Source organism: Rhizobium sp. SL86 (assembly GCF_026672545.1).
Lineage (GTDB): Bacteria > Pseudomonadota > Alphaproteobacteria > Rhizobiales > Rhizobiaceae > Neorhizobium.
This window is the reverse complement of record NZ_JAPPRJ010000001.1, coordinates 146567-163303: the sequence shown is the minus strand read 5'-3', so window position 1 is coordinate 163303 and position 16737 is coordinate 146567. Positions and strand designations below refer to the sequence as shown.

Annotated in this window: 15 protein-coding genes; 8 read left to right on the top strand and 7 right to left on the bottom strand. The window is 61.3% G+C overall.

Annotated features, from left to right (window positions below):
- Nucleotides 1-118: 118 nt before the first annotated feature.
- From fabD to gmk, 7 genes are all read left to right on the top strand, one after another.
- Nucleotides 119-1063: an ACP S-malonyltransferase gene (gene fabD, locus OU993_RS00830; protein WP_268154083.1), complete on the top strand. Its 945-nt coding sequence runs from the start codon at nt 119-121 to the stop codon at nt 1061-1063.
- A gap of 18 nt (nt 1064-1081) precedes the next feature.
- Nucleotides 1082-1819, top strand: coding sequence for a 3-oxoacyl-[acyl-carrier-protein] reductase (gene fabG, locus OU993_RS00825; RefSeq protein WP_268154081.1), 738 nt, complete (start codon nt 1082-1084; stop codon nt 1817-1819).
- 291 nt (nt 1820-2110) lie between these two features.
- Nucleotides 2111-2347 carry an acyl carrier protein gene (locus OU993_RS00820; RefSeq protein ID WP_003502080.1) on the top strand — a complete coding sequence of 79 codons (237 nt, stop codon included), beginning with the start codon at nt 2111-2113 and terminating at the stop codon, nt 2345-2347.
- A gap of 114 nt (nt 2348-2461) precedes the next feature.
- Complete coding sequence (gene fabF / locus OU993_RS00815; RefSeq protein WP_268154078.1) at nt 2462-3724, top strand: beta-ketoacyl-ACP synthase II; 1263 nt, start codon at nt 2462-2464, stop codon at nt 3722-3724.
- A 110-nt stretch (nt 3725-3834) separates the two neighbouring features.
- Nucleotides 3835-5049, top strand: coding sequence for an endolytic transglycosylase MltG (gene mltG, locus OU993_RS00810; RefSeq protein WP_268154076.1), 1215 nt, complete (start codon nt 3835-3837; stop codon nt 5047-5049).
- A 53-nt stretch (nt 5050-5102) separates the two neighbouring features.
- Nucleotides 5103-5990: a YicC/YloC family endoribonuclease gene (locus OU993_RS00805; protein WP_268154073.1), complete on the top strand. Its 888-nt coding sequence runs from the start codon at nt 5103-5105 to the stop codon at nt 5988-5990.
- Between the two features lie 5 nt (nt 5991-5995).
- Entirely contained in the window at nt 5996-6664 is a 669-nt protein-coding gene (gmk, locus tag OU993_RS00800; RefSeq protein WP_268154071.1) for a guanylate kinase, read from the top strand.
- A 22-nt stretch (nt 6665-6686) separates the two neighbouring features.
- Here gmk and rsmA read toward each other — a convergent pair whose 3' ends face one another.
- The 7 genes from rsmA to OU993_RS00765 form a co-directional block, all read right to left on the bottom strand.
- The gene (gene rsmA / locus OU993_RS00795; RefSeq protein ID WP_268154069.1) at nt 6687-7514 is read right to left on the bottom strand and encodes a 16S rRNA (adenine(1518)-N(6)/adenine(1519)-N(6))-dimethyltransferase RsmA; all 828 of its coding nucleotides are present in this window, start codon (nt 7512-7514) and stop codon (nt 6687-6689) included.
- Nucleotides 7514-8515: a 4-hydroxythreonine-4-phosphate dehydrogenase PdxA gene (pdxA, locus tag OU993_RS00790; protein WP_268154067.1), complete on the bottom strand. Its 1002-nt coding sequence runs from the start codon at nt 8513-8515 to the stop codon at nt 7514-7516. Before pdxA ends, rsmA begins: the two co-directional genes overlap by 1 nt.
- 26 nt (nt 8516-8541) lie before the next feature.
- Nucleotides 8542-9456, bottom strand: a complete 915-nt coding sequence (locus tag OU993_RS00785) for a SurA N-terminal domain-containing protein (RefSeq protein WP_268157436.1) — start codon at nt 9454-9456, stop codon at nt 8542-8544.
- 135 nt (nt 9457-9591) lie between these two features.
- Complete coding sequence (locus tag OU993_RS00780) at nt 9592-11925, bottom strand: LPS-assembly protein LptD (protein ID WP_268154065.1); 2334 nt, start codon at nt 11923-11925, stop codon at nt 9592-9594.
- Nucleotides 11925-13013, bottom strand: a complete 1089-nt coding sequence (gene lptG / locus OU993_RS00775; protein WP_268154062.1) for an LPS export ABC transporter permease LptG — start codon at nt 13011-13013, stop codon at nt 11925-11927. Before lptG ends, OU993_RS00780 begins: the two co-directional genes overlap by 1 nt.
- Nucleotides 13010-14191: an LPS export ABC transporter permease LptF gene (gene lptF, locus OU993_RS00770; RefSeq protein WP_268154060.1), complete on the bottom strand. Its 1182-nt coding sequence runs from the start codon at nt 14189-14191 to the stop codon at nt 13010-13012. The genes lptG and lptF overlap by 4 nt, the downstream gene beginning before the upstream one ends.
- Nucleotides 14192-14275: 84 nt before the next feature.
- Nucleotides 14276-15070 carry a phosphatase PAP2 family protein gene (locus OU993_RS00765; protein WP_268154058.1) on the bottom strand — a complete coding sequence of 265 codons (795 nt, stop codon included), beginning with the start codon at nt 15068-15070 and terminating at the stop codon, nt 14276-14278.
- A 171-nt stretch (nt 15071-15241) separates the two neighbouring features.
- Here OU993_RS00765 and OU993_RS00760 point away from each other — a divergent pair, with 171 nt between their 5' ends.
- Nucleotides 15242-16732, top strand: coding sequence for a leucyl aminopeptidase (locus OU993_RS00760; protein WP_268154056.1), 1491 nt, complete (start codon nt 15242-15244; stop codon nt 16730-16732).
- The last annotated feature ends 5 nt before the right edge of the window (nt 16733-16737 follow it).

Below are 16737 nucleotides of genomic sequence, written 5' to 3'. Positions count from 1 at the left end.
GCATTCTTCTGTTCAAGACGCCGCCTGTGCGGTCTTTCTCGGGCCAGTGCGGAGCCCGCGGCCTTGACTTGCCGGGATAGAATGTGAATGGAGAGGCAAAAAAGGGAAGGATGATCCCATGAGCATTGCATTCACGTTTCCCGGTCAGGGTAGCCAGACCGTCGGCATGGGTAAGGAACTTGCCGAGGCATTCCCGGAAGCCCGCGCGGTTTTCGACGAGGTCGACGAGGCACTTGGCCAGAAACTCTCCGACATCATGTGGAATGGTCCGGAAGCCGACCTGACGCTGACGGCCAATGCGCAACCGGCGCTGATGGCGGTCTCCATGGCCGTCATGCGTGTCCTTGAAGCCGGTGGCCTCAAGCTCGCCGACAAGGTTTCCTATGTCGCCGGCCATTCGCTCGGCGAATATTCGGCGTTGTGTGCCGCCGGCACCTTCACCATTGCCGATACGGCGCGCCTGCTGCGCATCCGCGGAGACGCCATGCAGTCGGCGGTTCCGGTCGGCGAGGGCGCCATGGCCGCGATCATCGGCCTTGAGCATGCCGATGTCGAGGCCGTCTGTGCCGAGGCAAAATCGGCCGGCATCTGCCAGATCGCCAATGACAATGGCGGCGGCCAGCTGGTGATTTCCGGGTCGAAGGGCGCGGTCGAAAAGGCTGCGGCTCTCGCCACCGAAAAGGGCGCCAAGCGCGCCATCATGCTGCCGGTCTCGGCGCCCTTCCATTCCGACCTGATGGCGCCGGCGGCCAATGCCATGCGCCATGCTCTCGACAAGGTTTCCAAGCAGAACCCGGTTGTGCCGGTTGTGGCCAATGTCCGCGCCGCGCCGGTGGTCGATGCCGAAGAGATCGCAACGCTTCTGGTCACCCAGGTGACCGGCCAGGTGCGCTGGCGCGAGACGGTGGAATGGTTCGGCGCCAATGGCGTGACGACCCTTTATGAGATCGGCTCGGGCAAGGTTCTGACCGGCCTTGCGCGTCGTATCGACAAGAATGTGACCGGCATTGCGGTCAATACGCCGGCGGATATCGAAACCGCCCTCAAGACTCTTCTCGGCTGAGAACGAAGGGATTAGACCATGTTTGACTTGACCGGCCGCAAGGCGCTGGTAACCGGTGCCACGGGTGGCATTGGTGAGGAAATCGCCCGCATGCTGCATGCACAGGGCGCAACGGTGGGCCTGCACGGCACGCGCGCTGAAAAGCTGGAGGCTCTCGCCGCCGAACTTGGCGAGCGCGCCCATGTGTTCCCGGCCAACCTTTCCGATCGTGACCAGGTCAAGGCGCTCGGCGAAAAGGCCGAAGCCGATCTCGGCGGCGTCGACATCCTCGTCAACAATGCCGGCATCACCAAGGACGGTCTCTTCGTGCGCATGAGCGATGCGGACTGGGATGCGGTGCTCGAAGTAAACCTGACGGCCACGTTCCGCCTGACGCGCGAACTCACCCACCCGATGATGCGCCGCCGCTTCGGCCGCATCATCAACATCACCTCCGTCGTTGGCGTGACCGGCAATCCGGGACAGGCGAACTACTGCGCCTCGAAGGCCGGTATGATCGGCTTCTCGAAGTCGCTCGCCCAGGAAATCGCCACCCGCAACGTGACGGTCAACTGCATCGCGCCGGGCTTCATCGAAAGCGCCATGACCGGTAAGCTGAACGACAAGCAGAAGGAAGGCATCCTCGGTGTCATTCCGATGAAGCGTATGGGCGCCGGCGCAGACATTGCCAGCGCGGTCGTCTATCTTGCCTCCAACGAAGCCGGCTACGTCACGGGGCAGACGCTCCATGTCAACGGTGGCATGGCCATGATCTGATGAGATTGCACCCGCTTATCGCGCCGTCAAAATTGCTTGTTGGCGGTAGATTAGCGTGTGATTTTCTGGCTTTGCGGCGCGGTGAAACCGTGTTAAGCGGGCCATGACTGTGAACAGTCACCCCGAAGGCTGACCTTCTGGCTGCGGTTTTTCTGCAGCAATCATGTCGGCGGCTTGTCTCGGGTGAGCGAGTTTGCCCTCGCATCGGCCTGAAAAAGGCGATAGGGGGTTCCAACAGGGTGCGGATGGCAATTCGTCCATCCGATCAAGATAAAGGTCGAGGAAACCGACATGAGCGATATCGCAGAGCGCGTTAAGAAAATTGTCATTGATCATCTCGGCGTTGACGCCGACAAAGTCGTCGAAGGCGCAAGCTTCATCGATGACCTGGGCGCCGACTCGCTCGACACCGTCGAACTCGTCATGGCCTTCGAAGAGGAATTCGGCGTTGAAATCCCGGACGACGCTGCCGACTCGATCCTGACCGTCGGCGATGCCGTGAAGTTCATCGAGAAGGCCCAGGCCTGATTTCGATCGATTTTGGAAGGGTCGCCCGTCAGGGCAGGCTCATCAGCGGCCCGGCATGTTCGGGCCGTTTCAGTAATGTGATGGTACATTAGACGTGCGGGGTGGGACGCTGGCATGAGGCGTGTCGTTATCACCGGTACCGGTATGGTATCTCCTCTCGGCTGTGGCACGGAGGTCACCTGGTCGCGCTTGCTCGCCGGTCAGAACGCGGCGCGCCGCGTCACCGATTTTGAAGTTGAAGATATTCCCGCCAAGATCGCCTGTCGAATTCCCTTCGGCGACGGTTCGGACGGCACCTTCAACGCCGATGACTGGATGGAGCCGAAGGAACAGCGCAAGGTTGATCCCTTCATCGTGTATGGCATGGCGGCCGCCGACATGGCGCTGGCCGATGCCGGCTGGGCTCCGAAGACGGACGAGGACCAGTGCGCCACCGGCGTGCTGATCGGTTCCGGCATCGGCGGTCTCGATGGTATTGTCGAGGCCGGTTATACGCTGCGCGACAAGGGGCCACGCCGCATCTCTCCCTTTTTCATTCCGGGCCGTCTGATCAACCTCGTCTCCGGACATGTGTCGATCAAGCACAAGCTGCGCGGCCCCAACCACTCCGTCGTGACGGCCTGCTCGACAGGCGCCCACGCGATCGGTGACGCAAGCCGCCTGATCGCGCTCGGCGATGCCGATGTGATGGTGGCCGGCGGCGCCGAATCGCCGATCTGCCGCATGTCGCTTGCCGGCTTCTCCGCCTGCAAGGCGCTGTCGACCCAGAACAACGACAATCCGCAAAAGGCCTCGCGCCCCTATGACCGCGACCGTGACGGGTTCGTGATGGGCGAGGGCGCCGGCATCGTCGTCCTCGAGGAACTGGAGCACGCCAAGGCACGCGGCGCCAAGATCTATGCCGAAGTGGTCGGTTACGGTCTGTCCGGCGACGCTTACCATATCACCGCCCCGTCGGAAGATGGCGATGGTGCGTTCCGCTGCATGAGCGCTGCCCTGAAGCGGGCCGGCCTCAGCGCCTCGGATATCGACTACATCAACGCGCACGGAACCTCGACGATGGCCGATACCATCGAATTGGGTGCCGTCGAGCGCCTCGTCGGCAATGCTGCCTCGAAGATCTCCATGTCGTCGACCAAGTCGGCGATCGGCCACCTGCTGGGCGCAGCCGGTGCGGTCGAGGCCATCTTCACGGCCCTTGCAATCCGCGATAATGTCGCTCCGCCGACGCTCAACCTCGACAATCCCGATGTCGAGACGGCGATCGATCTGGTGCCGCATGTGGCGCGCAAGCGAGAGATCAACGTCGCTTTGTCCAATTCCTTCGGTTTTGGCGGAACGAACGCCTCCCTCGTTCTGCGTCGTTACGAAGGCTGATCGCGAGACGGGTCTGCCGGGCTGTTGGCCGGGCTGTCGTCTTCTGAACCCTGTTTTCGCCGCATTGGTTGGCCAAGAACGGCAGTGTTAGAGTATCAGAAGGAGTGCCGGTGACCGATACGAACAGCAGCAGCGATGCGGGCAATGGCCGGGCCGCGATTGGCGGCGGGCCGCTGATCCCGAAATCGCCGAACGAGGCTCTGAAACCCGAAAGAGTTCCGGAGCCCCCACGCCGTTCCAAGAAGGCGCGCAGCCAGATCGTCATCTTTTTGAACTTCGTGATGACGATGGTGGTGTTCGCCTGCGTGATCGCCGTCGCAGGTTTCTATTATGTCATCCGGGAATACCAGAACCCGGGTCCGCTTGAGGTCAACACCCATTTCGTCGTGCCGAACGGCGCCGGTGTCGCGCAGATCGCGCAGAGCCTGGAGCGTAGCGGCATCGTCTCGGATGCGCGGATCTTCCGTTATGTGACCGCGAGCTACATGCGCGACGGTGAGACGCTGAAGGCCGGTGAATACGAGATCAAGGCCGGCACCTCGATGAAGGATATCGCCAGCCTGCTGGAATCGGGAAAATCCATCCTTTACTCCGTCTCGATGCCGGAAGGCTTGACGGTGCAGCAGATGATGGCGCGGCTCGCAGCCGATCCCGTGTTGGAAGGCGATCTGCCAAACGAACTGCCGCCGGAAGGCAGCCTGCGTCCGGATACCTACAAGTTCTCCCGTGGCACCAAGCGCGAGGAAATCCTGACCCAGATGCGGGTTGCCCAGGAGCGCCTGATCGACCAGATCTGGGAGCGCCGCGATGCCGATCTACCAGTCAAAACGAAGCAGGAATTCGTGACGCTTGCCTCGATCGTCGAGAAGGAAACTGGCAAGGATGACGAGCGTGCGCATGTCGCGTCCGTCTTCATCAATCGCCTGAACAAGGGCATGCGCCTGCAGTCGGATCCGACCGTCATCTACGGCATCTTCGGCGGAGCCGGAAAACCGGCCGATCGTCCGATCTATCAGTCCGATCTCGACAAGGCGACGCCCTACAACACCTACCAGATCAAGGGCCTGCCACCGGCACCGATCGCCAATCCCGGCCGGGCGGCACTGGAAGCCGTTGCCAATCCCTGGCGGACGAAAGACCTCTATTTCGTTGCCGATGGCACCGGCGGCCACGTCTTTGCCGCAACGCTCGACGAGCACAATGCCAATGTCCGTCGCTGGCGCAAGATGGAGGCCGAGCGCGCCAAGGCGACTGGCGCGGCCGAGGAGGCGCAGGACGGCCTGCCGGGCGGCAATCAGGCAGAGAAACCGCCGCAAGGCAATTGAGCATCATTGGCCGCCGTTCTGGCGGCCTTTCTTCATCAGGAAGGGTTTGCCGAATGAACGTTCAATCCATGACGGGGTTTGCCCGGCGTGAGGGAACGACGGGCCGCCATCGCTGGGTCTGGGAACTGCGCTCTGTCAATGGCAAGGGCCTGGACTTGAGGCTGCGTCTGCCCTCGGGTTTCGAAGGGCTGGAGGTCGAAGTGCGCAGGCTGCTGTCGTCGCGTCTCAACCGCGGCAACCTGCAGATCTCGCTCACCGTCTCCGTTACCGAAGCCAAGGTCGAGGCTGTGCTGAACCGGGAGGCGCTTGCCGCCGTGCAGGCACTGAGGGCCGAACTGGGAGACCTGGTCGACCCTGCGCCGCTGAAACTGGACAGCCTGCTTGCCATCCGCGGGCTCGTCGATTTTCGTGAGGCGGAAGAAAATGAGGCCGCGGCGGAGGCGCGCGACCGCGCGATCCTGGAGGGGCTCGAACAGGCGCTGGATGATCTGATCGCCATGCGCCTGTCGGAAGGCGAGGCGCTGGCCGCGATCCTGTCTGCGCATGTGCGAACAATTGCCGAGCTGACACAGCGGGTCGAAAGCGACCCGTCGCGCAGCACGGAGGAAATCGCCCGGCGGCTCGGCCAGCAGATAGCGCTGTTGACGGAGGCCGCGACAGGGCTCGACCGGGACCGTCTTTATGCGGAGGCGGCTCTGCTCGCCACGAAGGCGGATCTTCGCGAAGAGATCGACCGGCTGAAGGCACATGTGGCGGCGGCCGACGATCTGCTTGCCAAAGGCGGGCCGATCGGGCGCAAGCTCGATTTTCTTGCACAGGAATTTAACCGGGAGTCGAATACCATCTGTTCCAAATCGAACGCGGCTGCGGTAACCGCGGCAGGGTTGGAACTGAAGGTCGTGATCGACCAGTTCCGTGAGCAGGTCCAGAACTTGGAGTGATCCGTATGAAACCGGCGCCGTCCTCGCACGTCAAGATTGCCCGCCGCGGGCTGATGCTGGTGCTCTCCTCGCCATCGGGCGCCGGAAAGTCGACGATTGCCGGCAACCTGCTGCGCGACGATCACAGCCTGGAAATCTCGGTCAGCGTAACGACCCGCGCCAAGCGACCGAGCGAGATCGCCGGCAAACATTATCACTTCATCACCATTCCCCAGTTCGAGCGCATGCGCGACAATGGCGAACTGCTGGAATGGGCCGAGGTGCACGGCAATTTCTACGGCACGCCGCGTGAGCCGGTGGAACTGGCCATGGCCGAGGGCCGCGACATGCTGTTCGACATCGACTGGCAGGGCGCCCTGCAATTGCAGGAAAAGATGAAGGCGGACATCGTCTCCATCTTCGTTCTGCCGCCGAGCATGACGGAACTGCAGTCGCGCCTGCATCGCCGTGCCGAAGACACTGAAGAGGTGATCCGCACCCGCCTCTTGAACTCCCGCGCGGAAATCGAACACTGGCGGGAATATGACTACGTCATCGTCAATGACGATCTCGACGAAGCCTTCGGCCACGTGAGTTGCATCGTCAACGCCGAGCGCATTCGACGGGACCGCCGTCACGGCCTGTTCGATTTCGTCCGCAATCTTCTGGAAGAAGAACCGGTCCTGCCGGGCTGATCGTTTCGTCGGCCAATGCGCTTCAGAGCGCATTGGCGAGTGCGACGAACTCGACGACAGAGAGCGTTTCCGCCCGCCGTGACGGATCGATGCCAGCGCGTACCAGAAGCGCTTCACCGCCGACGGATTTGAGGCTCTGGCGCAACATCTTGCGGCGCTGGCCGAAGGCTGCCTGGGTGACACGCTCGAGTTTTGCCACATCGCAGGGCAGGGGCGTTTCGCGCGGTGTGAGGTGGACGACGGTGGAGGTCACCTTCGGCGGCGGCGAGAAGGCCTGCGGCGGAACGTCGAAGGCCATGCGGGCGTCCGTCCGCCAGCCGCAGAGCACGCCCAGTCGGCCGTAATGGTCGTCCTCCTCGTCGGCGACGATACGCTGGCCGACTTCCTTCTGGAACATCAGCGTCATCGACTGCCAGAAGGGCGGCCATGTTTTGGGCAGCAGCCAGTTGATCAGCAGTTGCGTGCCGACATTATAAGGCAGGTTGGCGATGATCCTGACCGGACCCTCAGGTGCAAGCGCCTCGAAATCCGTCTTCAGCGCGTCGCCCTCGATCACTTCGAGCCGGCCCGGATAATGCCGTTCGATATCGGCAAGCACCGGCAGGCACCGGCTGTCGCGTTCGACGGCGATTACCTTCTTGGCGCCGAGCGACAGGATGGCGCGCGTCAGGCCGCCCGGACCCGGTCCCACTTCGAACACCGTCACATCTTCGAGCGGTCCCGCCGTGCGGGCGATCTTCTGGGTCAGGTTGAGGTCGAAGAGAAAATTCTGGCCGAGCGCCTTCCTGGCATCCAGTCCATGTTCCGCGATCACTTCGCGAAGCGGCGGCAGACCGTCGAGCGTTGCCATCAGCCGACCCTGCCGGCGTGGTGTGCAAGTTCCGCCGCAAGCTTCAGCGCCGCAATCAGGCTGGTCTCCCGGGCAAGGCCGGTCCCCGCCAGGCTGAAGGCGGTGCCATGGTCCGGCGAGGTGCGGATGAAGGGGAGGCCGAGCGTGACATTGACGGAATCGTCGAAACCGAGCGCCTTGGCCGGGATCAGCGCCTGGTCGTGATACATGCAGACGGCCACATCATAGCGGTTGCGGGCTTCGTCATGAAACATCGTATCGGCCGGGAGAGGGCCGATAGCGTTGATGCCCTCGGCGCGCAAGGCTTCGATCGCCGGTTCGATGATGTCGATGTCCTCGCGGCCAATGCTGCCCTCTTCCCCCGCATGCGGATTGAGACCGGAAACGGCAAGGCGAGGGTGGTCGAAGCCGAACCGCGTCCTGAGGTCATGCGCCGCAATGCGGCAGGTGTCGACGATGAGGTCCTGCGACAGGGCGGATGGAACGTCCTTCAACGGTATGTGGATGGTGACCGGAATGGCGCGCAGCTTCGGTCCGGCCAGCATCATCACCGGCCGGCATGGCAAGCCAGTTGCCTTCTCGGCGAGGTCGGCCAGGAATTCGGTATGACCCGGAAAGCCGAAGCCGGCCTCATACAGCACCGATTTGGCAATGGGATTGGTCACGACCGCGGCAACGCGCTCGTCCATCGCAAGCGCAACGGCCGTCTCGATGGCGGCAATCGTGCTCTTGGCGGTTGCCACATGCGGGCGGCCCACCTCGATCTCGCTGCCGATCTCGACCGGAAGAACGGGAAGCGCTGCCCCGAATGCGGCAGCGGCATCTTCCGGATCGCATTCCTGAATCGGCACATCGAGGCCGAGCAGGCGAGCGCGGATGGAGAGCGTCGAGGGATCGCCGATATAGAGGAACGGCTGAAGGCCGAGTTCGCGGCGCTTCAGCCAAGCGGCAAGAGCAATGTCCGGACCGATGCCGGCGGGATCACCCTGGGTCAGCGCCAACAGGTGATCCAGTCGTGTTATGCTGTTCAAGGATATACGATCTGCGCCTTCTTGCGCAGTTCCTCCAGATACTTGGCCTCGTTCGGGTTCTCGCCTTCCTTCTTGGCCTTGCCAAGATCTTCGGCACGGAACACCACTTCAGCTGCCGTATCGTCCGATACCTGGCGCTGGTTGCAGATGGCGAGAAACTCGACGCCGCGTTCGGTGACGCGCGTGCCCGTCGTACCGTTGGCGGAGGCCTTTTCGATCAGCGGCTTCCAGTCTTCCGGAAGCTCGGGCTGCATCACGCGGCCGAGATTGCGCACGGAGACGTCGAGCATGGTTTTGGCGAATTCCTTCGACTGATCGCAGCCTGGGAAACGCGAGCGGGATTTCTCCGCCTCGGCCTTGCGCTTGGCGAGAATGGCATTCCGCCGTGATTCCGGCACGACGAAGATGATCTGCTGCAGGAAATACTCGGTCGTGACCGGCTTTTCCTTGTTCTCCATCATCCGCTTGACGAGTTCCTCGGATGACATCTTTCCGCTGCCGTAACGGGCGTTGATCAGCCGGGGCCAGCTCATCTGTACGGCAATGAAAGCCTTGAAGTGATCGACGCCAACGCCGGCCTGATTGAGGATCGATGACATCTGTGCGACCGACAATTTGTTGCTGGCCGCAAAACGCTCGAACGAACGATCAACATCATCGGTGCTGACCGACATGCGCACGCGCGCGATCTCCTCGCGCTTCAATGCTTCATCGATCAGTTCTTCTCGCGCCAGTTTCTGCAGGTTGCCGGTGCGGCGCTGCAGTTTCAGGAAGGCAACGCGCTTGGCGACGTCCGAACTGGTGATCGGGGTCTTGTTGACCACCGCCACCACTTCGCTTGCGGCAAATGCCGGCGGCTGAAGTGGTTCAACCACGAAGGAGATCGCGATTGCCGTTGCGGCGATAGCCATGCGACGACATGTTGCGCGTGCAAACATCTTTCGTTCCTTCCACTTCTTCAGCAAACGGGAGCGCTTTCACTGTCCCGTTTGCTCCTTTGCATAGTCCATGCGGCGAAACAATGACCTTTAGAGCTTTCTCGCCTATCAGTCGTCGCTATCCAGATCCTCTGATCCGAGCGCGATCTCGCCGAGTGTCCGGAAGCTGAGGCGTGCCGTGACCGTCCAGTCGTTCGGGTCGGTGTTGGCCGGCTTATCCGAGTAGGCAACGGTAAAGATGGTGCACTCATCGGCGTAGGTAAAGCCGACGCCACGCCGGATGACCTGCTCCTTGTTGATGTCCCACGTCGCCGTACCACTCAAGGACCAGTTTTCATTGATCTTCACCGAGGAGGCGGACTTCAGGAATTCACCCTTTTCCGAAATGCCGTACTCAGGCTGCGGCTGGATGTTCGTATAGATCAGCGAGCCGCTCACGCGGGCAAGATTGTAGCTGATCGATGCATCGGCGCGACGCAGATCAAAGGTCTTTTCATCGAAACGACCCTGACCCTGCAGGCTGAAGCCATTGGGAAGATCGAGCGCGGCAAGTGTCACGAAGTCCGAAACATCCGTTTCCAGGCCGGAATTGGCACCGACATTGACCAGATCCGTCTGAGCGAAGGAGTTCTGGCCGGCAATCTGGTAGGATTGGCCGAAGATGCCGCGAACACCGATATTGTTGCCGAACGAACCGGTGTAACGCAGGCCGACATTGGCGCGCGTACCGCCTTCGATGCGGTCGTAGCCGGAGAACTTGTCTCGTTCAAACAGCGAGGTGGCGTCGAAGACGAAACTCTGCGCGTCCTCGTTCGGGAAACCGCCGGCCATCTGCTCGTCGGGCCGGGCATAGATCTGCGCGATGGGTTCCAGCACATGGCTGCTGTTCGCCGTCGTCATCAGGATCGGATAACGGGCTTCCAGGCCGGCGGTCAGCATATATCGGGTGTCGCCGCCGGAGCCCTCGAAGTCACCGGTGTAGCTCACACCGTTATAGCTCGGAGCGGAGGAGCCCGTGCTGCGCAGAGCATCGCCGCGTGCCGCCAGAAGCGGGGTCAGCAGAAGACCCTGATCGGTCGTGAAGGTGCGTTCCCACTCCGCTTCCGTCGTGAAGCGGCTATAACTGCCTTCGAGACCGCGGAAGCGCGTGGAGCTGCCCCATGTGTAGAAGTCGTCTTCACGCCGGGACAGATTGGTGAAGTTGGTGGTGATCTTCAACTCGCCGCCCGCCACCGGTTCCGGCGAATAATAGGTGTAGTCGAGCGAGGGATAGACGATCGCCTGCTGCTTTTCCGCCGTGCGCGAATAATCCGTGTCCTGCACGTTGAAATAGTAGCTGTGCAGGTCGAAATAATTGCGGTTGCCGATACCCGTCAGGTAGACGTCATTGGTGAAGGGCGTGTTGCTGTAGCCGGCGAGCTTGTAGGTCTTGGAAAAGTTGTTGTCCGACTGGACCATGACGTTCCAGCCAAAGGTCCAACGCGGATTGATCTCGAACTTGCCCTTGGACGCGATCATGCCGCGCTGTGTCGCCCGCTGGTCGCTCGTGCCGCTGTCGAAGGCGTCACGATCCTTCTGGCTGATACCGGCAAAATGAAGCGAGTGTTCGCCCGATTCGAACCGGTTGCGGATCTCGCCCGCCAGCAACAGGCCCTGACGCGTGTAATAGGTCGGGCTGATCGTGGCATCCATACTCGGCGAGAAGACATGGTAATACGGAACCGTCATGCCGAAACCGAGCTTGTCGGTCAGCGTCATGCGCGGAAACAAGAAGCCGGATTTGCGCTCGACCGTTTCGTCCGGAACCGTCACGAAGGGGAGATAGCCGATCGGAAGGCCGAACAGTTCGAAACGGGCATGCTCCAGCCGGATCGTGTGATTCTTGCCGTCGCGAATGACCCGCTGAGCCTTGACCTGCCAGAGCGGTGCCTTGTCGGGCCGCTGGGCGCAAGGCAGACAGGCGGTGTAGACGCCGTTGTTCAGCACCATCTCGTCTTTGGAGACCTGCTCGGCACTTTCGGCGGCAAGACGCGTATTGTCCGTCGTCTCGACACGCAGCGAATTGACGAAACCCTGGGCAAAATCGTCCGTCACGTCCAGCGAATCGGCATAGATGCGATTGCCGTCCGGTTCGACGAGTTCGATATTGCCGGTCGCCATCACGCGTCCGGTTTTCTGGTCGTATTCGACACGCTGCGCCACCATACGGTGACGATTGTAATACATCTGGACGCCGCCGATCGCGGTGACGCGCTCGCTGTCCTGATTGTAAACCAGTTCATTCGCACGCAGGAGCATCTTTGCTCCATCCGCGACTTCCGGCGCCAGGGACGAATCCTGCGCCAGAACCGTTGACGGGTTGACGGCAACAACACACACAGCCGTGCTGGTCAGCAGGGCTGCAAAAAGCCGTCTGATATTCCCGCGGTCACTTACCGCCACTAGCCATCCTCCTGATGAAGCAGAATAGTTGCCCCGAGTGCCATGGCGACCGTGACTGGTATCCAGACTGCCACCATGGGTGGGACCACCCCGCTGCTCCCGAATGCTCTGACGAGCACCGTAACGACATAAAGCACGAAGCCGCTGACGATTCCACCCAGAATCACGGACCGGGATTGGGCCATCCGACTGAATCTGAGGGAAACTGTTGCGGCGATGAGTGTCATGGCCACCAGAAGCAGCGGCAAGGACAGAAGCGAATGAAACTGGGTCTCGAGCGCCTTGGTGGAGATGCCAAACGAACGCGCGGCCTCAACTTTTCTTAAAATGTCAAAGAAAGCAACACTTTCCGGCTTTGTGATCGACTCCTGCAGAAACTCGCGTTTCAAGTTGGTGCGCACCTGTGCCGAGGCCTTTCGGGCAGGGGGGGCGTCGGTGCGCGTTTCGAGAACATTGTTAAGCTGCCAGTAACCATCTTCCAAGGTCGCGGAAGCTGCATCCTGTCTCAAAAAGATGCGGCCATTCGCGTCGAAGTGGAACAGCGCGACGTCAAAGAGTTCGGTCCCGCCGTTTTCATAACTCTTGGCGCCGATGACGGTGTCGTTGTCACCGCTGATCTGACGGATCCACGGCAGGAAATTCGACGGTTTGGCGGCGTTGCTGGCCTTGCGCCACGTCGTCTCCATGTTGGTCGCCTGGCTCTGTCCCCAAGCGCCCACCGGATTGATCACGAAGGTCGAAAAGACACCGATGAGAAAGGCGCCGAACACAAATGGCGTGATGAATTGCCAGACGGAAAGACCAGCTGCACGCGCCACCACCAGTTCCGACCGGCGGTTCAGTGCGATCAGCGTCGTCATGCCGATGAAGAGCGTCAGGGTCGGGATGGTCTGTTGCAGGATCTGCGGAAGGCGCAGCAGGCTCATCAGCAGCCCGCCCGTCACCGTGTAGCCGACGAAACCCGACATGCGCCGGCTCGTTTCGCTGAAGTCAGCGAGGAAAATGATGCCCGATACACCGATCAGGAACCAGACGGCGGTGATCAGGTAACGTCTGAAGAAATAGCGGCTGAGCGTCTTCGGAATCATGCCGCCCCTCCACTGCCTTCCGCGCCACGGGCGCGGATCAGCCTGCGGTGCACGCCGTCCCAACAGCGGGCCATGAAAGCGGAAACGAATCCGGGCAGCGACAGCTGACGATTGGTGGCCAGCATCAGGATTGCCAGCGCTGCAAATGCGATCGGCACACCATAGACCAGCGGAACGACCGCTGCATTATTCTTGCTGAGATTGGTGACGTAGAAGGTCAGCCACTTCAGCCCGAACGAGATGCTGAGGGCGGCGACCATCGGATGAAGCCTTGCCCGCCGGCTGGAACGCGCGCCGCCGATGACCACCAGAGAGATCAGCGTGAAGACCACAGGCAACATCCAGTCGGACAGCCGACGGTGCAGCTCGGACCGGAAGCTCCCGGGGGAAGCCAGGAATGTCTTGTCGGTCGGGTCAGGGTTCACCAGAAAATCAAGGTTGCGATCGCTGGCATAGACCGGTGCCTCGCCCGTCGATTCGGCCATTGACGACAGGTCGAACGCATAGGACAGAAATTTGACGATCGAAATGCGCCCATCCTTCGCCTTGCGGTGCACTTCGCCGTCGCGCATCGTCAGCGTCTTGCCGTCCTCGGCAATCGAGCCTTCGCGGGCGTAATAGATCAGGTCCCAGTTCGGGTCGCGGTAATCGACCATGAAGATGCCGGTGAGGACGCGCCCCGAATGCCGCTCCGAGATCTGCACATACAGTCCATCCTCAATGCTGCGGAACGTCTTTTCTTCGATCACGGAGGACAAGAGATCGGCATAGGCTTCGGCAACCATTTCGCGGGCTTTGACGCGCGAGACCGGCTCGACGAAGTTCGTCACCAGGAACGAAAACGCCGCCATCGCGATCGCGAGAATCATCATCGGTCGGTAGATGGTGAGGCGTGAGGCGCCTGCCGCATCGATGACCGCAAGTTCGCTGTCGTTGTTCATCGCGTTCAACGTCTGCGTCACGCCGATCACCACCGCAAACGGCAGAACCACCGGTATGATCGTTGGCAGGATAAAGGTCGCCAGCGTCGCGAACGAGCCGATCGACTGTCCGGTATCGGTTACCAGGTTGATACGGCCGAGCACCTGAATCGTCCAGATGATGGTCAGCACCGGAAGCAGTGTGACCAGGAACATCTGGAAGGCGCGCCGCAATATGTAGATTTCGAGTATCTTCATCCTGGTCCGTTCGACCGTCTCATGGGGAATGCGGCCGTAACCGGCTTCTATGCAATTTGTGAGGCGAAGGCGACCTCGGAGAAGTCACAAAGCCGTATTCGACACACGTTTTTTCACGGACTGTGTCATTTGGAAATAGGTGGCGACTGCCGCATAGACAACGCAGGATGACAGGAAGCCCAACAGAACGTCGGAGATGTAATGTCCACCGAAGGCGACCCGCAGGATCGGTGAGACCAGACAGATCGCGATGATCGGCGGCGCGACCACCAGCCTAAGACGCGGCGGCAGAAGCACGATGAGGCAGGCGATCCAGCCTGCGCCGGCCGCTTCGCCGGAGATGAACGAACAGTTCTTCAGGCAGCTGCCGTCCAGCGTGCCGGCCGCCGTGAACGACTGCAGGCCGCCGAACAGATCCGTTTCGTAAGGACGCGGGCGGCCGGAGATCGTCTTCAGGATCAGGTTGACGAGAACGTAAGGGCCCAGCGCAAACGCGGTGAGTGCGATCGCATAGCGACGAGTCCTTGCCGCGTCATAGGTCGCGCCGTGGTGCTGAAGGTTCTGAATCAGTCGTGCGAGAATGCAAATCGCAACGATGCCAGGCAGATAGAAGAGAAACTTGCGCAAGAGCACGAGCTCGCTGTCGCCCGCATAAGGAAACAGTCCGCAGATCTTGGAGGCGGGAGAACCGTCGGCACAAGCAACCTGCTGGAAGAAGGCGCGGGCCACAAAGACGTCGAGTTGCGGGTTGAAATAGAAGAGCGCCAGCAGCAGCCACCACGCCGCCGTCAGCGTCACGAGCCATGCCTGCGGCTTGCTGAACAGCGTCCGCAGACGTCGGGGTGAAATGGGACGGTACGACTGGAAGATCTCGGCCAAAACGGATATGCCTCGTAGGTCAGCAGCGGTAAGTTAGCGGTGTTGGTGCCTGCATGGCAAGATGGCGCCCTGTGTGAAACGCAGAACAGACCGCGGTCTTGTCACGGACGGTAAAGCGTCCCAGATCTGTTCGACCTTCAACCGTCTTTTCTTTGTGCATCCGGAGACGAAATGTCCACGAAGTTCGATATCAGCTTTGCCCCATCCGCCCCCGAAAAGGGCAATCTCGCTATCCTTTTGAAGGCAAAGGGTGCGGGTTCCGCAGCAGGTCTGTCTGTCGCCGACCCGGCCGGCGTTGTGGCACGCGCAGCCGAGATAGCCGGCTTTTCCGACAAGCAGATGACGGTGCTTGATATCGTTGCGCCGGAGCGGTCGCCGTTTGACCGCCTCGTGGTGCTTGGCCTCGGCAAGCCTGGAAAATTGACGGCCTATGACTGGTTGCGGGCCGGCGGCAAGGCAGCGAGCATGGTCAAGCGCGCCCGCACCGTCACCGTATTCCTGGATGCCGAAGGCGTCGATGTCAGCGCCGAAAAGGCTGCCGATTTCGCGCTCGGCATGATCCTGCAGGCCTACACTTTCGACAGCTTCAAGACAAAAAAGAAGGATGACGAGGAAAAGCCCACCGAGAGCGTCGGTGTCACCATCGTCACCGCGTCCCATGCCGAGGCGAACGCGGCGTTTGCGACGGCACAGGCGGTGGCCGGTGGCGTCAACCTGGCCCGTGAACTCGTCAACCTGCCGCCGAACGTGCTTGGCCCGGTCGAGTTCGCAGCGCGCGCCAAGGAACTGGAGGCGCTTGGCGCCGAAGTGGAAATCCTCACCGAAACCGAAATGCGCGATCTTGGCATGAACGCGCTTCTCGGCGTGGCGCAGGGGTCGGCACGGCCGCCGCGTCTCGCCGTCATCCAGTGGAAGGGCGGCAAGGCGGACGAGACGCCGCTCTCCTTCGTCGGCAAGGGCGTCGTTTTTGATACCGGCGGTATCTCCATCAAACCGGCGGCCAATATGGAAGACATGAAGGGCGACATGGGCGGAGCCGCAGCCGTGATCGGCCTCATGCACACCCTTGCCGCGCGCAAGGCGAAGGTGAATGCTGTCGGCATTCTCGGCCTTGTGGAAAACATGCCGGACGGCAATGCCCAGCGCCCCGGCGACATCGTCACCTCGATGTCCGGCCAGACGATCGAGATCATCAATACGGATGCCGAAGGCCGCCTCGTGCTGGCCGATGCGCTTTGGTACTGCAAGGAGCGATTCAAGCCGCAGATCATGATCAATCTCGCAACGCTCACCGGCGCGATCATGGTCGCGCTCGGCACGCACCATGCCGGCCTCTTCTGCAATGATGATCCCCTGGCGGACGACCTGCTGAAGGCGGGGCTCGAAACCGGCGAGAAGCTGTGGCGCATGCCGCTCGGCAAGGAATACGACAAGATCATCGATTCGAAGTTTGCCGATATGAAGAACAGCGGCGGGCGCAATGGCGGTGCCATCACCGCCGCGCAGTTCCTCAAGCGCTTCGTCGGAGACACGGCCTGGGCGCATCTCGATGTCGCAGGCACCGCGATGAACTCGCCCACCACCGAGATCAGCCAGAGCTGGGCTTCCGGTTATGGCGTGCGTCTGCTCGATCAGCTCGTCCGCAACCGCTACGAAGCCTGATTCTC

What these genes read in the sequence shown, in the direction of transcription:
- fabD (WP_268154083.1), top strand. Translation starts at nt 119, where the DNA reads ATGAGCATTGCATTCACGTTTCCCGGTCAGGGTAGCCAGACCGTCGGC.
- fabG (WP_268154081.1), top strand. Translation starts at nt 1,082, where the DNA reads ATGTTTGACTTGACCGGCCGCAAGGCGCTGGTAACCGGTGCCACGGGT.
- OU993_RS00820 (WP_003502080.1), top strand. Translation starts at nt 2,111, where the DNA reads ATGAGCGATATCGCAGAGCGCGTTAAGAAAATTGTCATTGATCATCTC.
- fabF (WP_268154078.1), top strand. Translation starts at nt 2,462, where the DNA reads ATGAGGCGTGTCGTTATCACCGGTACCGGTATGGTATCTCCTCTCGGC.
- OU993_RS00805 (WP_268154073.1), top strand. Translation starts at nt 5,103, where the DNA reads ATGAACGTTCAATCCATGACGGGGTTTGCCCGGCGTGAGGGAACGACG.
- gmk (WP_268154071.1), top strand. Translation starts at nt 5,996, where the DNA reads ATGAAACCGGCGCCGTCCTCGCACGTCAAGATTGCCCGCCGCGGGCTG.
- rsmA (WP_268154069.1), bottom strand. Translation starts at nt 7,514, where the DNA reads ATGGCAACGCTCGACGGTCTGCCGCCGCTTCGCGAAGTGATCGCGGAA.
- OU993_RS00785 (WP_268157436.1), bottom strand. Translation starts at nt 9,456, where the DNA reads ATGGCTATCGCCGCAACGGCAATCGCGATCTCCTTCGTGGTTGAACCA.
- lptG (WP_268154062.1), bottom strand. Translation starts at nt 13,013, where the DNA reads ATGATTCCGAAGACGCTCAGCCGCTATTTCTTCAGACGTTACCTGATC.
- lptF (WP_268154060.1), bottom strand. Translation starts at nt 14,191, where the DNA reads ATGAAGATACTCGAAATCTACATATTGCGGCGCGCCTTCCAGATGTTC.
- OU993_RS00760 (WP_268154056.1), top strand. Translation starts at nt 15,242, where the DNA reads ATGTCCACGAAGTTCGATATCAGCTTTGCCCCATCCGCCCCCGAAAAG.